Genomic DNA, 14,491 nt, shown 5'->3' on the forward strand with positions numbered 1-14,491 from the left:
CTGTGGATGATATGGTAAGGCACACATGCAACCTAATGTGTGCAACGATTGTCTCAGAAATAATAATTGCGGACCGCAAACATGACTGCCCTTTCAATTTTGGTGCCCATTTACAACGTTGAGCCTTATTTGGCTCAATGTTTAAAAAGCATTCAACAGCAAACATTTGAAGATTTCGAAGTTCTTTGCATCAATGATGGCTCTACGGATGGGTCACTGGCCATTATTGAAGAATTTATTAAATTAGATAATCGTTTTAAAGTTATTGATAAGAAAAATACAGGATATGGTCATTCGATGAATGTGGGTTTAGCCCACTGCTCGGGTGACTATGTTGGCATTGTTGAGTCTGATGATTTCATCGAACCAGATATGTTCGACATCTTAATCGCTTTAGCACAGCAGCATGATTTAGATATTGCGCGGTGCAATTATTTTCTGTTTGATCAGCATGGAAAAATCAAGAAAGACTTAAGTTATCTACCCACGGATAAAGTGGTTCATCCGCTTGATTATCCAAAAATCTTCTATCAAGCGCCTTCGGTCTGGGCCAATTTGTACCGCCATACTTTTTTAACTGAAAACCATATTCGCTTTTTGGAAACGCCCGGTGCTTCTTATCAAGATACCTCTTTTGTCTTCAAAGCATATGCTCTTTGCCTGCGGTTTATGTTTGTGGATAAACCTTTGCTGAATTATCGCAAAGACAATGCCCATTCTTCCAGTAATAGTGGCGACAAAGTTTTTTGCGTTTGCGATGAATACCGAGAAATTTTGCGGTTTTGTAAGCAGCATAATGCAGTTTATCAAGCCTTAAAATTTCATATCCCGATGCTGAGATTCAAATGCTATTCGTGGAATTTTGCTCGTATAGATACTGCGCACAAATTACCCTTTCTGAAAGCATGGCGAGATGATATTACTTTAGATTTTAAAGAAAAAAGAATTAATAGGCATTACATCAGTACAAATAAACTGAAAAAAATGATGTTAATCAGATTTCTTCCAATATGGTATAGAGATAGAGTTAAAGGGTTATAGAAGTGCATAATTATATATAGAGCTTATTATTCATGTTATTAATAAATTATTAAATATTTTAAAAATCATAATTGGGAGCAAATGGTTTTGAGAAATCAATTTTTTTGTATCCAGCATATTTTAATGCCAAATTTTGCATTTGGAGCCAGTGAAGAAAAATATCAGCGAGGGGCGTTGGCATTGTATGCAGATGGCAAAACGGTCATTGCCCAAGGTGGAAAATTGTCTTTTGATACTTACTATAATGCCTTGTCAACCGTTGTCTGGTGTGAGCAATGTGATATTCAGAACTTGGCCTTCCAAGCTAAGGGTCATGGCCACACTACTGCTCGCTTATTGCTTGTCACCGATGTTGGGACCATCTTTGAGCTTGCCCGAAATACACTAGTATTGAATGATTCAGAGCAAATTGTATTTGAGGTGAGCCATGATGATATAAGTCATCGTGGTTTAATTTATGTTGAGTTTATCGCTGCTGAGGGCCCGGTTACTTTTAGTGGTGGCGGGTGGTACACAATAGATATACCAAGACGAGATGTGAAATTGGGTATCAGCATCACACATTTTAATCGCAAGCAATATGTTTTGCCTTCTATTGCCAGGGTTAAAAAAGAAATACTGGATGACCCAGAATATAAAGATAAAATTTTATTTACTGTGGTTGATAATTCGCAAAACATTACATCTGCGGAAGCGCCTGGTGTTGACGTTATCTCCAATGCCAATACTGGAGGATCAGGTGGGTTTATGCGGGGACTGTTGCATTATCAAAATGACACAGATGCGACGCATGTGTTGTTTATGGATGATGATGCGTCCTGCGAAACAGAAAGCATTAAACGGGCTTATTGGATTTTGTCGTATGCAGTGAATGATAATAGTGCGGTAGTTGGCTCCCTGTTCCTCGACGATAGGCCGGATGTGCTAATTGAAAAGGGTGCTAAATTTGATTATATGTGTCGCCCAGCTTTTCATGGCTGGAACATGAAAGAAGTTGGTCAGGTGGTTCGAGCTGAGACTGCTAATAAGAGTATTAACTATGGAGCGTGGTGGTTTTTTGCTTTTCCAATTGCCGAAGTGAAACATTATGCATTTCCTTTTTTTGTGCGTGGAGATGACATATTATTTAGTATGATAAATAAGTTTAATTTGATTACAGAGATTGGAATTGCTTGCTATGGGGAAAGCTTTGCAACAAAAGTTTCTGCAATGAATTGGTACTTGGATACTAGAAACCATTTGGTGAATACCTTTTATTTCCAGAAAAATTCAAAATTTACATTAAAAGCCTACCGCCATTTTTATTTAAATAGTTTGTTTTCGCATCAATATGGTAGTGTCGATGCAATTAGATTGGCACTAAAGCATGCCCTCGAACCTATAGAGTTCTGGGAAAGTAATTATGATTTAGCGCTCGTTAGACCAGAAATAAACCAATTGGCAATGAAAGAAAAACAGCATGCAATTAATTTTGAAGGGTTAAAATTGTCTTATGCAAGTAAAAAGAGACACTCAACCATTGATCGATTTAAAAGAAAATTGACGCTGAATGGGTTGTTATTACCGATGAAACAAAAAACGGTATTCCAGCCGTTATCCTACAATGCTTATTATCCCGATATTTTCCGTTATAAAAGCATTCTGTATTTTAACCCTGTTTCTAGTAAAGGGTATGTGGCAGAAATATCTAGGACAGCATTTTTTAAAAGGCTAGGTTACTTAATTTTCGATTCTTATCAAATTTGGCGTCAATTTTCTAAACAAAAACAAAAATACCAAAATAATATTGACGTGATTACCTCCAAGCTTTTTTGGGAAAGAATTTTGTTACAAAAAGACAATACAAAGATTTAGCATGAATAATGACTTAAAACCATTGGTTGTAGATCTAGATGGCACTTTAGTACTGAGTGATACCCTGCATGAAACACTTATTTTATTAATTAAAAAGAATCCATCTGCGGTATGGCGGTTGCCTTTATTGTTGTTTAAAGGCAAGCCAGCTTTTAAGCATTATGTTTTCGATCATGCAGATTTCCAGCCAGCCATGTTGCCATATCGGCAAGAGTTATTGGATTATATCCATGCTGAAAGACAAAAAGGGCGCCAGATTATTCTGGCTACTGCTGCTTACCAAGGTATTGCCCAGCAAGTAGCAGATTATCTGGGTTGTTTCGATCAAGTGATCGCCACACATGATAACCAAAATTTGAGAGGTGAGCGCAAATTAGCAGCTATTCGAACCCAAGTAGGTGAAGAGTTTGTTTATGCCGGTGATCATCAAGTTGATTTACCTATATGGGTTCAATCAAAAGGTGCAATTGTGGTGGGTAACCAGGTGCCAAAATTGGTGGCAAAAATTCAGGCAGCTCATGTACCCATAGAGCAGCAGTGGGCTAACCCCAAAGCCAGTCTAATGACTTGGCTGAAAGCCATTCGTATCCATCAATGGTTAAAAAATATTTTGCTATTTGTGCCGTTGCTCACTGCTTTTCTAATGTTTGATTTAGCCAAATTTAGTTCGGTGTGTTTGGCTTTTCTAGCTTTTTCTTTGGGTGCTTCCGCAACTTATATTCTCAATGATTTATGGGATTTGGGAAATGATCGACAGCATGCTAGAAAATGCAAACGTCCTTTTGCCGCTGCTGTTTTATCAATTCCACAAGGCATTAAAGCAGCAGGATTACTCCTCTTGATTGGGTTGGTTCTTTCTGCATGGGTTTCTTGGGCTTTTTTGGCAACATTTCTGGTTTATTTGATACTTACTACTCTTTATAGCTTAAAACTCAAGAAACAAATTTTGTTAGACATTATTACCTTATCTGTTTTGTATACAATGCGCATATTTTCTGGCGGCGTTGTCGCTGATATTAATTTAAGTTATTGGTTGGTAGCTTTTTCGGTATTGGTGTTTCTGAGCTTGGCTACAGTTAAGCGCTGTGCTGAATTGGTAGCGATGCCAGATAATTTGGAAAAAATTGTAGGACGGGGTTATGTGAAATCAGACTTGGCTATTTTGTGGCCGCTTGGGATAGGTGCTTACATGGGTGCCGTGATTATGTTCGGTTTGTACATAAATGCGCCGGAAACCACCATGCATTACACACACCCTTCTTGGTTGTGGTTGGTTCAATTAATTATGGTGTATTTAATTGGCAATTTATGGATGAATACCAAACGTGGTTTGATGCACGATGACCCAATTGTATTTTTGATTCGGGATAAAAAAAGTATTAGTTTAGTAATCTGGATTTTGATGGTAATGCTATCTGCACATTATTTTTGATGTGTCCATTATTATCAAATTACATAGGATCTTAAATGAATTATTTAATATTTCTTTTGGCTATTGCTAGCATTTCACTTAATGCATTTGCACAAATAGCTTTGCGAAAAACAATGTTAACAATGGGAGGGATGCCAGATAGCATCTTTAGTTATTTTCAATTTGGAATTCATTTACTTGTAAACATGTGGTTTTTGTTGGGTATGGCTTGCTATGCTGTAAGCATTGGATTGTGGATGGGTGTGCTGGGGAAGGTTGAAGTGAGCTTAGCATATCCGTTGCTTTCTATTGGATATGTGATTACGGCAGTCATTGGTTATTTTTTCATGCATGAAGATGTGAATATGATTCGCATCATAGGTTTGGCTACCATATGTGTGGGTATATTCATTATTTCTAGGAGCGCCTGAATGCGGCACATTATTACGGGTGGAAGCGGTTTCACTGGTAGGGTCTTAGCAAAAAAATTGATAGAAAAAGGTGAATTAGTTGTTAATTTTGATTTAAAAAATTATGAAGACATAGTTTTAAAAGAGAAAACGCAATTTATTCAAGGTGATATATGCTCAATTGCGGATATTCAGCAAATACAGCTCCAATCTGATGATGTTGTATATCACTTGGCCGCGAGGCAATTTGCCGATGCAGTACCAGAAAGAATAGGGAGGAATGGTTTTTTGAGGTCAATGTAAGGGGGACAAAAAATATTCTTCTAGAGATGGATAAAGCCCATGTTTCCCGTATGGTATTTTTTTCAACCGATATGACTTATGGAGTTCCTAACACTTGCCCTGTAGCAACTGATCATCCGCAAAAGCCGTTAGGTCCTTATGGAGAAGGAAAAGTTGAGGCTGAGCGATTAATTCGCGGCTATTCACAATTAAACGCTACTATTTTTCGACCACGACTCATTACGGGCGCAGGACGACTGGGTATTTTGGAGAAACTATTTAAATTAATTGCATTGAACCTACCAGTACCTATGATTGGCAATGGGTTGAATCGATATCAGATGGTTAGTGTAGAAGATTGTGTGCAAGCAGCTTTACGTGCTGGTGAAAAGAATTTTCCGAGATCTGCGTATAACTTGGGATCTTCCTCTCCCCCAACCACAAAGGAATTACTTAAAGCAATCATAAAACATGCAAATTCAAAATCATTTGTCATACCGATTCCAACTCAATTGATTAAGCCTGTTTTAACAGGATTGGATAAATTGGGATTAACGCTTTTGTATCCAGAGCAGTTTGGTATCGCTGATAAAAATATTTTGCTCGATACACAAGATACAGTTGGAGAATTAGGCTGGGCACCAACCAAATCAGATATTGAAGCGATGTGCGAAGCTTTTGACAATTTTCTACAATTACAAAAACAATGAATTCTATTAATAATCGAGTAAGTGCTAAATCTGGTCTTTTTTTTGCTGCCATTTATGCTTTTTTAGTGATTAGTGTTTGCCAAGTATTTATGCATGATTTTTTCAATGTGGATGACGCACTGAATGAAATGCTTGGTTTTTTCAAGCAGTTTGGCCGGATTTGGGCACAGGGGCAGATACCATTTATTGTTGATACACTGTATGTTGGTGGGAACAGTATGGTTGAGCTGGGGAAAGGCGTGTTTCTTCCTCAAAATGTTATTGCCTCATTGTTGGCATATCACTTCGATTACATCCGTCTGCCTGGATTGTTTTTAGCATTCTTTAATATCACACTAATTACTTTTTCTGCAGTGGTTATCGCAAAAAATTGTAATATTAGCAGGAAATATGCCTACGTATTTGCCGCTTTTGTTGCTATTCAGCCAATTTTTTTGTATCAATACTCAGGGGGATGGTGGAATGCGGCTGATGGACAAGCTTGGGCTACTGCATCTATCGCGGCGTTATTAGCGCTAAGGAGTCATGTTTCATTATTTAATATAGTTCTGAATTTTTTAGCTGCTTTATTTTTATTGGCATCTGGTTGGCCTCATGGGGTCATTGCTTATGCTATTTTCGTATTATTTACATTAATAGCAGAGTGGCAATCGCAAAAAGATTTAAAATCTATATTATGGCTGGCGACCCCTACTCTATTGGCTTTATTGTTGGCTATTCCCATTTATTCCGAATATGTGTTTTCAGGCAGCCTACTGGATCGTCCTAATGGGTTTAATAATGATGGTCAGTTTTTATCGCCAGCATGGTCCAGCATTGTGATGGGTTTTTTCCCTTCATATTATGAGTTTATTCATTATTTTGGTGGCTATCGGCTGATGCTGGTGCCTTTGGGCTTCTCTATTTTGTTACTGCCTGCGACGTTATGTTATCGCCAAATCAGTGTACTGTGGCACCAATCGCCCACCCTAAAGTGGTTGGTAGCGTTAGTGGTTATTTTTTTTCTTATGACGCAAATGCCCAGTCAATTTGGGCCGTTACGTTGGCCATTTCGTTTTCTGCCTTTTTTATCTATGGGGCTTTGTTTACTCACTTGTTATATTTTGGATAAGGCGCCTGTCAAACGAAGCACCGGTGCGCGCCGCGTGTATGGTGTTATTGTGCTGGCGGCTGGTGTGTTGGCTTTTATGAATGGCTTGGGGATGGAAATTCAGGCTAAACACATTTGGCTGCAGGTTTTATCGGTATTGCTGTTGCTTGCGGTGCCGTGGCTGCTCAGGCGGCAACATTCTGCATGGTTGGTCGGCAGTGCGCTGGTGTGTTTACTGATTATGTTGGCTGGGACCAAATCTTTGGGCTATAAAGAGCGTTTTGTTTCTTTTGCGAAATTGCCTCAGCAGTTGCAAATAGAGCCTAAAGTTAACTTAGAAGGGTTTGTGCTGTCACTTTCCAGTCATTCTAATCGGATTTATTTGAATGACCTTAATTCTGCCCAGTTTGGGGTGTACAACATTAAAGCCATTAATGGCTATTCGCCGGTAGGGAATAAAGCTTTAGATGCTCTGCTTCCTCATGATACAGCACATGCACTTTTCAAACCGAATGAGACGTTGGTGAATGTATTGCAACTCACGAAATATGGCACTTGCCAAGCAGTGCTAATGCGCATCAGTACGATCATTATGCAGCGCGCCGATTTTGAACAACATCAGCGGCCATTAAAGTTATGTGGCTATATTGATGTTCAGGATGATGCTGCACGTGGAGATGTTTTCGTTTCTTTGCCTAAAGCGGCTACCCAGGGATGGGTAAATAACCCACCTTCAGTGTTGCCCGCTGATGCAGCGGTAACCATGATAAGGCACAATAATAATCAAGATATTTTGCAAATAGAAGCGGATGCTCAGGCGCGGACGTTGATTTTCCCTCGAGTATGGTGGCCAGGTTATTCGGCCTTTCTAAACGGCAAGTCGCTCAAAGTTGATAAAGATGATATGGGTGTATTGACGAAGGTGGTCGTGCCAGCGAATGAAGCAGGTAGGTTGGAGTTAACATATTTCCCTTATACTTGGCGTTGGCTATGGCCATTTCCATTAATGGCTTTAATGATATTAGCTGGTATGTTAACCAGATTCAGAAAACGACCGAGAGATCGTAATAATTAATAGAAGACACTTTGTTGCCGAGGGTTGTGTTTACGCATATCTTCGATGCTGATTATGGGTACGACCCTCAATTATCTGATGTTAATGAGATTTTCCTCCCTATAATTTTGGATTTGTAAGCTAGATCTAGGTATGAGTCTAGGTTGAGCTACTTGAGAGATTGGGATAACAAGGGCTTTAAAAAAATATACCAAGAATCAATCACTAACTTAAATGATTTGTATCAGCGTCTTGAGAGCAAAGATAATGTACTGAAAGAGTCTCAACAATAATTGCAAGAAAAAGATTGTTTGATTGGTGAATTAAGGCAAGAAATTAAAAACAAGAATCAAATGTTAGCGATGACTACTTGGGATAAGTGGAAACGTAAAATTTTCAGGATTTCAGGATGAAATGAATTGAAATCAATTATTTTTGATATGATGAATTTATAAAAATACGCAATGGAATAAATATGCAAAAAAAATACGATTACCTGATCGTTGGTAGTGGTCTGTTTGGTGCAGTGTTTGCTCATGAAGCGAAACTGCGTGGCAAAACATCACTGGTGATTGATAAACGAACGCATCTTGGTGGCAATGTTTATTGCAAAGAGGTGGAAGGCATTCAGGTGCATCAATATGGCGCACATATCTTTCACACCAATGACGAATCTATTTGGCAATATGTAAATCGCTTTGTACCGTTTAATCATTATATCAATAGCCCTGTGGCATTGGCCAAAGGCAAGCTGTATAACTTACCGTTTAATATGAATACTTTTTATCAGCTTTGGGGTACCAAAACACCAGCTGAAGCTCAGGCGAAATTAGCCGAGCAAATTGCGCAATATGGTGTGGCCGAGCCAAAAAATTTGGAAGAGCAGGCGCTTTCTTTGGTGGGCAAAGATATTTATGAAACGTTGATTAAGGAATACACCGAAAAACAATGGGGCAAAAAAGCCACTGAATTGCCCAGCTTTATTATTAAGCGTTTACCAGTTCGGTTGCGATTCGATAATAACTATTTCAATGACCGCTTCCAAGGAATTCCTGTGGGCGGTTACAATAAACTCGTTGATGGACTACTGGACGGTATTGATACGCAAACTGGTGTGGATTATTTTGCTGATCGTGCGCATTTTGATGGTTTAGCTGATAAGGTTGTTTATACTGGCAAAATTGATGAGTTTTTTGGTTATGAATTGGGGCAATTGGCTTATCGCTCGCTGCGATTTGAAACCGAAGTATTGGGAACCGATAATTATCAAGGTTGCGCAGTAGTCAATTACAATGATGGAGATGTGCCGTTTACGCGGATTATTGAGCACAAGCATTTTGAATTTGGCACTCAGCCGAAAACTGTGATTACACGAGAATATCCGCAAAACTGGGATTTGCAAAAAGAAGCTTATTACCCAATTAATGATGATCATAATCAAGGACTTTATAAGCAATATAGGGTTCTGGCCGCGGCACAAGAAAATGTCATTTTTGGCGGGCGACTCGCAGAGTATCGATATTATGATATGCATCAGATTATTGCTTCGGCTTTGAAAGCGGTGAAAGTGGCATTTGCTGAAGCTTAACAGAGTGTCTCGTATTATTATCAAACCGAGTGACCCATTGCGCTTGCTCGGTTTGATTTTTATTTAGCGAGTATGGTGGTTTTCTGGCGTGGCGACTCGAAACAATGTGCCATATCGGCAACTGCGGCGCTTGAGCTCTAGGCAAAAACAATGTTGGTGGATGGCGAAGCATGTTAAACACTTTTGTAATCAACTTAGATCGACGTCCTGATCGCTTGCATTTTGTTAAGGCACAACTAGATGATTTGCGTATACCCTTCGAGCGTTTTCCTGCAATAGACGGGCAGACAATGTCGCCAGAGCAGAAGAATGTATTCGATGAGTCTCGTTTTTTATTGGAATGCAAAAAAATGCCTGTTATTGGTGAGATAGGGTGTGCATTGTCTCATCGGGCTGTGTGGCAGCGTATGGTTGATGAAAATTTAGATTATGCGTTGATTCTGGAAGATGATATTCGCATTCATCCAAAGCTAGCAATATTGCTTGCAGATGAAAAAAATTACCACCGTTATGATTTTTTGAATTTGGCAATTAAAGAACCTTATGAGTTGGATGTGCATGATGTCATAACCTGTTTAGAAAAAAAACAATGCCAACGGCCGGCATTTTGGCAATCTCGAAAGCAGTGGCGGAAAATGGAAAGTGAAGCAGTGGTGGATTGGCGGATTTTTAGTATTCGGGCATTGGGCAATGGTATGATTGTGTGCGAATGTGATCCAGCTCCTGCTTTGGCTTGCTGCTACATTTTGTCGCAAAAAGGTGCCCAGCAGTTATTGGTGGCAACGGAAAGTCTATACTTCCCAATTGATAAGGCGTGGCATCATGCAGGGGGTATGCTAAGAGAAGCTTGTCTAGCAGAACCTTTGGCTACACAAACGCTCGATTCTGATATTTTAAATCGGACGCGTGTCTTGCTTTCTTTGGGCCAAAGAATCCAGCGTTTTTTCGTGAAAAGCCGACGGTTACAGCGGCGCTGGGATGTGCTGCGAATGTATGGATGGACGCGGCTTTGATCGATAAATTTTGAGCAAATAATTATGATTACATTGGGTCGAAAATATGCATGGCGGGAGCGTAACCGCCAAGTAGTGGTGCCTCTTCCTGCAACCATTACTGAGGATATGAAAGCACAGGCAGATAGTGCTGTAACGGTGGTTGCTTTTCACACTGATGATGCATTTTACAGTAATGAAGCGCATCGTATGTGTGCTTCCGCTGCTCGCTTGGGTATTGAGGTTAAAGCTACGATAGTGCCAAGCCAGGGGGATTGGGTGAAAAATACCTCATTCAAATCGGCTTATTTACAGCAAGAAAGAGAGTTAGTTCGTGGCCCAATGCTGTATGTTGATGTTGATGCGGTCTTTCATCGTTCACCATTGACTTATTTGGCCCAACTAGATTGCGATGTGGCGGCCTATTTTGACTTGGGTGACGATCACTTGGTTTCCGCAACTTTATTTTTTCAGGATACACAGGCAGTTAAACAATTATTGGCAGAGTGGAATAGGCAGTGCCAAGCGCGTCCCGACGTTTGGGATCAGCAAGTATTGCAGGATATTCTAAAGGCTGATCAAGCTAAATCCACGCCTCAATATCGAATCCATCGTTTGCCAGTCGGATTCTGCTGGGTTTTTGACCGGGAAGACAATCTGCTGGCTGAAAAACAAACCGTCTACATTGAGCAACTGCAGGCAGCCCGTTCGGTTAATGAAGGAACGCGTACCAAGGGCAAGTTATTTTCTTTGCGTCGTAGTCGTGTGCAGCGCCGCATTGATCGGATTCAGCAAATTGAACAAATATTATTCCCTGATCAGTAAAATAATTTGGGTTGCCTGAAAAGTGATAACACATGATTTCTGCCCTCATTATTAATTTGGATCGGTCGAAGGAACGGTTGGCTTTTCAGTGCCAACAATTGGCTGCCTTAGGCGTAAACATGCAGCGCTTGCCTGCCGTAAATGCCGATGATTTGAGTGTGCATGACTACGAAGCACTGGCCAATGGGTGGGAGCGAAAAATGCGTCCTGCGGAAGTGGCGTGTTTTCTTAGTCATCAAGCGGCTTGGCAGAAAGTTGCTGATGATGGTCATCCTTATTTGATTTTGGAAGATGATGCATTACTGTCTCGACAGCTTCCTCAGCTTCTACAGGCCTTATCGGAGAATATCTGGCAAGCCGATTATGTGACTTTAGAGGCGCGTAATCGCAAAAAATTATTGGGCAAACAATCGTTTGATTTGATAGACGGCAATCGCTTGTATCGGTTGTATCAAGATCGCAGTGGTGCCGCAGCGTATGTGCTATATCCCCAAGGTGCGCGAAAGCTGTTGATCAAGACCGCTCAAGAAGAAGCTGCATTGGCGGATGCATTTTTGTGTCGTGCATATGAATTGAATGCTTATCAAATTTACCCGGCAGCAGCCATTCAGTTGGATCAGTGCATGGCGTATGGTCTACGCCAAACCAATTTTTTTGCATCCACCATTACACCTGCTAATCATACAAAACTTAATGCTCCCAATGTCCGCTCGCATCTGTGCTTTAAATATAGGCGGATTGCTGCTCAATGTCGCATGGGATGGCGGCAACTAACAGTGTTAGGACGAGCTCATCGGGTATGGGTGCCTGTTCATGTCGGTGATTTTGCGCACACCGTCGATCAGGCTGATTGAATATTGGTTGAAAGATCATTATGCGTTTGAGTGTGTTGATTCCCGTGTTCAACGTAGCGAAGTATCTGCCTAGCTTCTGGAAAAATTGCTGCCCAACTTGCCGGATGAAGCCGAAGTTATTTTTTACGATGATGCCTCACCCGATAATTCCTATCAGATTATTCAGCATTTTCAAGATACCTATTCTGGATCACATATACGCCTGATCCGGGGACAGCATAATGTGGGAATCACCCAAGTGCGTCATTTATTGTTGGCAGCCAGTAGTGCAGATTATATTTGGTTTGTAGATTCTGATGATTTGGTCGCCACAGATGCTCCAGCACGACTATTGAAGATATTGAATCGATTCACACCCGATGTGGTGCTGTTTGATTATGATGTATTCTATGACGATAGTGGAACGCTTAAATCTCAAGAATCTTTATCTATTGCGCCTTCTAATACGTTGTTGAGAAATTCTGGTAATTTATTGTATCGGATCGCGATTTTAGATGGCAGGCATTATTTTTGGAATAAAGTATTCCGTCGGGCCCTGATTCACGCTTTGCCGGATTTGATGATTCCTGCTTATGAAGACATTACTTACACGCCCATGCTGCTCAACCAGTGTGAAACATTTTATTATTTGCCCGTTTCATTGGTGCATTATCGCATTTGGGGACAGTCGATTGTACAAAAAATGGGATTGGGTCAAGCTTATGGCATTCAGGCTACTTAGTTCAGGCAGATTACGCGGCTCGGGTAGTGAAGGACGAAAAGAGTCAGGCTTATTTATTATATAAAGCAGTTGTTTACTACAAGAGATTGCAACGAAATGCGCATAAGAGTCAACTAAACGTTGCAGATAAACTGGCTTTGCAGCAGCTTGCTGACCAATTGTATGCACAAAAAAAGCAATCAATTGGCCAAGTAATCACATTGCTGGTGAAGCACCATATGTGGGGGAAAGCCTTAAAATTGATGTGGATTGCGTTCAAGTAATTCAGTGGCTAGGCTGAAACGAGACTATAACATCATGCCTCTTCGATGATGCCCTCATCCAACCATGATTTCATAATGCGTTTTTCATCATCCCAGTTGTGCCCGACCCAGCCTTCATTTGTGAAATTGTGTACGTAGATGTGGTTGTGGGGGTGAGTTAACAAAACATAGTCAATGGCCAATAGACCAGTACTGGGCTGGCGATAGCCCAACACCTGAGCGCAATGTCGATACACATCAAAAGGGACTATCTGAGTGGGGTATTGATCCAGTCCGAAATGTTTTTTCCATTTTGGGAATCGCCATAAGTATTTCACACGCTTATGCAAAGGGATGTTTTGGTAGCGGGCATGCAAAATATCGGCCATTTGATAGCGGAAAAAAACCAGAGTGTCGGTTTTGAAAAAACGTCGATCAATGGTTAGATGACGAATTTGTGTATAGCCATTGGCAATAAATACCCAGTCTGCCATGAGTTGACAAGTAGGATTGGGGTCGTTGAAGCGGATGACGATGTCGTCATTCTGAATCAAGTGGCTAATATCCCGTTGTTCTAAGGCGTTGCCAATAATAAAAAAACGGCTATTGGGTTTAATCTTTTTCATCTGTTGTGTCAGTTATGGATGGATTTTTATAGCCAATATTTTTTTAGCCATGGTGCGGCAAGTACTTTTCGGTACCATTTCCCACCGCCGCCTTGAATGGCATCTGGCGGATTGATTTCGCCATGAAATACAATAATTTTACCGTAGGTCGGTTTCTGCGGTGGTTGCCATAAAGACATGGGTAGTTTTTTCAAAATATCGTATTTATAGCTGAGGCACCAGTTTTGTGGCCAGTAGCTCAATTGATGGTGTTCACGGACATACCAAGACAGAAATGCCTGCTCATGACGGAAGCGCTGGCGAATTTGTGCGAAATTCGCTTCAAAATAATGGAGTAGGTTTGAAATGGATCCAATTTCAAAACGATACACCGAGCTATTGCCTACCAATCGCCACGGTTTTTTCCAGTCGCGAATAATCCATAGTTCATCATTTCGGGTGTTGGGTTGTGTGAAAAAACAGTCGATGTTATCGATGATGACAATGTCGATGTCTAGAAAAAGAGCGGTGCCCTTTAGGCCATAGAGATTGGGCGAAAACGTCGTGAGTTTTTTCCAGCCGCGCTCAGGCAGCCCTTGAGGAAGCTTAAGTTCGGGAATAGGGTGACATTGGATGGCTGAGTCTAACCCACGAGCATCGTCGGTAAGGCAAACCATGGTAAATGGCAAAGTAAGATTGCGTTGTACCATGTGGTATAAGCGATTGACGTATTCTGGGCCGTATTTGACGCCCCATTTCATGCACAAAATATAATTATGACTCATGTGCTGGTTGCCTGAAAAGAATGGCTA

The 14,491-nt window shown here is 40.7% G+C and carries 14 protein-coding genes; 12 read left to right on the top strand and 2 right to left on the bottom strand.

The window, feature by feature from the left end; translation table 11 throughout:
- The first annotated feature begins 81 nt into the window (after positions 1-81).
- The 12 genes from A2F46_RS02900 (at position 82) to A2F46_RS02955 (ending at position 12,832) form a co-directional block, all read left to right on the top strand.
- A complete protein-coding gene (locus A2F46_RS02900) occupies positions 82-1,041 on the top strand; it encodes a glycosyltransferase (protein ID WP_066566337.1) in 960 nt (319 codons plus the stop codon).
- A gap of 81 nt (positions 1,042-1,122) precedes the next feature.
- Positions 1,123-2,895, top strand: coding sequence for a glycosyltransferase family 2 protein (locus A2F46_RS02905; RefSeq protein WP_066566339.1), 1,773 nt, complete (start codon positions 1,123-1,125; stop codon positions 2,893-2,895).
- 1 nt (position 2,896) lies between these two features.
- The gene (locus tag A2F46_RS02910) at positions 2,897-4,327 is read left to right on the top strand and encodes a UbiA family prenyltransferase (protein WP_066566341.1); all 1,431 of its coding nucleotides are present in this window, start codon (positions 2,897-2,899) and stop codon (positions 4,325-4,327) included.
- A gap of 35 nt (positions 4,328-4,362) precedes the next feature.
- Positions 4,363-4,737, top strand: coding sequence for an SMR family transporter (locus A2F46_RS02915; protein ID WP_066566343.1), 375 nt, complete (start codon positions 4,363-4,365; stop codon positions 4,735-4,737).
- Positions 4,738-5,019 (top strand): NAD(P)-dependent oxidoreductase, encoded by a 282-nt coding sequence (locus A2F46_RS13190; RefSeq protein WP_066566345.1) that lies wholly within the window; start codon positions 4,738-4,740, stop codon positions 5,017-5,019.
- Positions 5,020-5,033: 14 nt separating this feature from the next.
- Complete coding sequence (locus A2F46_RS02925; RefSeq protein ID WP_255358739.1) at positions 5,034-5,708, top strand: NAD(P)-dependent oxidoreductase; 675 nt, start codon at positions 5,034-5,036, stop codon at positions 5,706-5,708.
- Positions 5,705-7,873 (top strand): hypothetical protein, encoded by a 2,169-nt coding sequence (locus A2F46_RS02930; RefSeq protein ID WP_066566352.1) that lies wholly within the window; start codon positions 5,705-5,707, stop codon positions 7,871-7,873. Before A2F46_RS02925 ends, A2F46_RS02930 begins: the two co-directional genes overlap by 4 nt.
- A gap of 454 nt (positions 7,874-8,327) precedes the next feature.
- Positions 8,328-9,440 (top strand): UDP-galactopyranose mutase, encoded by a 1,113-nt coding sequence (glf, locus tag A2F46_RS02935; protein WP_066566354.1) that lies wholly within the window; start codon positions 8,328-8,330, stop codon positions 9,438-9,440.
- Between the two features lie 170 nt (positions 9,441-9,610).
- Positions 9,611-10,453 (top strand): glycosyltransferase family 25 protein, encoded by an 843-nt coding sequence (locus A2F46_RS02940; protein WP_066566361.1) that lies wholly within the window; start codon positions 9,611-9,613, stop codon positions 10,451-10,453.
- Positions 10,454-10,477: 24 nt separating this feature from the next.
- On the top strand, positions 10,478-11,257 hold the full coding sequence (locus tag A2F46_RS02945) for a putative nucleotide-diphospho-sugar transferase (RefSeq protein ID WP_066566363.1): 780 nt from the start codon (positions 10,478-10,480) through the stop codon (positions 11,255-11,257).
- 32 nt (positions 11,258-11,289) lie between these two features.
- Positions 11,290-12,111, top strand: coding sequence for a glycosyltransferase family 25 protein (locus A2F46_RS02950; RefSeq protein WP_066566366.1), 822 nt, complete (start codon positions 11,290-11,292; stop codon positions 12,109-12,111).
- An 85-nt stretch (positions 12,112-12,196) separates the two neighbouring features.
- The gene (locus A2F46_RS02955) at positions 12,197-12,832 is read left to right on the top strand and encodes a glycosyltransferase (RefSeq protein WP_066566367.1); all 636 of its coding nucleotides are present in this window, start codon (positions 12,197-12,199) and stop codon (positions 12,830-12,832) included.
- A 295-nt stretch (positions 12,833-13,127) separates the two neighbouring features.
- Here A2F46_RS02955 and A2F46_RS02965 read toward each other — a convergent pair whose 3' ends face one another.
- Together A2F46_RS02965 and A2F46_RS02970 are read right to left on the bottom strand one after the other, a co-directional pair.
- On the bottom strand, positions 13,128-13,700 hold the full coding sequence (locus A2F46_RS02965; RefSeq protein WP_066566372.1) for a hypothetical protein: 573 nt from the start codon (positions 13,698-13,700) through the stop codon (positions 13,128-13,130).
- 26 nt (positions 13,701-13,726) lie between these two features.
- Positions 13,727-14,464 (bottom strand): glycosyltransferase, encoded by a 738-nt coding sequence (locus tag A2F46_RS02970; protein WP_066566373.1) that lies wholly within the window; start codon positions 14,462-14,464, stop codon positions 13,727-13,729.
- Between the last annotated feature and the right edge of the window lie 27 nt (positions 14,465-14,491).

This window comes from Snodgrassella sp. CFCC 13594 (genome assembly GCF_001590725.1).
In the GTDB taxonomy this organism is placed as follows: domain Bacteria; phylum Pseudomonadota; class Gammaproteobacteria; order Burkholderiales; family Neisseriaceae; genus Snodgrassella.

Excerpts from the sequence above, each read along its gene's own strand:
- A2F46_RS02900 (WP_066566337.1), top strand. The coding sequence starts at position 82 with ATGACTGCCCTTTCAATTTTGGTGCCCATTTACAACGTTGAGCCTTAT.
- A2F46_RS02905 (WP_066566339.1), top strand. The coding sequence starts at position 1,123 with ATGGTTTTGAGAAATCAATTTTTTTGTATCCAGCATATTTTAATGCCA.
- A2F46_RS02910 (WP_066566341.1), top strand. The coding sequence starts at position 2,897 with ATGAATAATGACTTAAAACCATTGGTTGTAGATCTAGATGGCACTTTA.
- A2F46_RS02915 (WP_066566343.1), top strand. The coding sequence starts at position 4,363 with ATGAATTATTTAATATTTCTTTTGGCTATTGCTAGCATTTCACTTAAT.
- A2F46_RS13190 (WP_066566345.1), top strand. The coding sequence starts at position 4,738 with ATGCGGCACATTATTACGGGTGGAAGCGGTTTCACTGGTAGGGTCTTA.
- A2F46_RS02930 (WP_066566352.1), top strand. The coding sequence starts at position 5,705 with ATGAATTCTATTAATAATCGAGTAAGTGCTAAATCTGGTCTTTTTTTT.
- glf (WP_066566354.1), top strand. The coding sequence starts at position 8,328 with ATGCAAAAAAAATACGATTACCTGATCGTTGGTAGTGGTCTGTTTGGT.
- A2F46_RS02940 (WP_066566361.1), top strand. The coding sequence starts at position 9,611 with ATGTTAAACACTTTTGTAATCAACTTAGATCGACGTCCTGATCGCTTG.
- A2F46_RS02945 (WP_066566363.1), top strand. The coding sequence starts at position 10,478 with ATGATTACATTGGGTCGAAAATATGCATGGCGGGAGCGTAACCGCCAA.
- A2F46_RS02950 (WP_066566366.1), top strand. The coding sequence starts at position 11,290 with ATGATTTCTGCCCTCATTATTAATTTGGATCGGTCGAAGGAACGGTTG.
- A2F46_RS02965 (WP_066566372.1), bottom strand. The coding sequence starts at position 13,700 with ATGAAAAAGATTAAACCCAATAGCCGTTTTTTTATTATTGGCAACGCC.
- A2F46_RS02970 (WP_066566373.1), bottom strand. The coding sequence starts at position 14,464 with ATGAGTCATAATTATATTTTGTGCATGAAATGGGGCGTCAAATACGGC.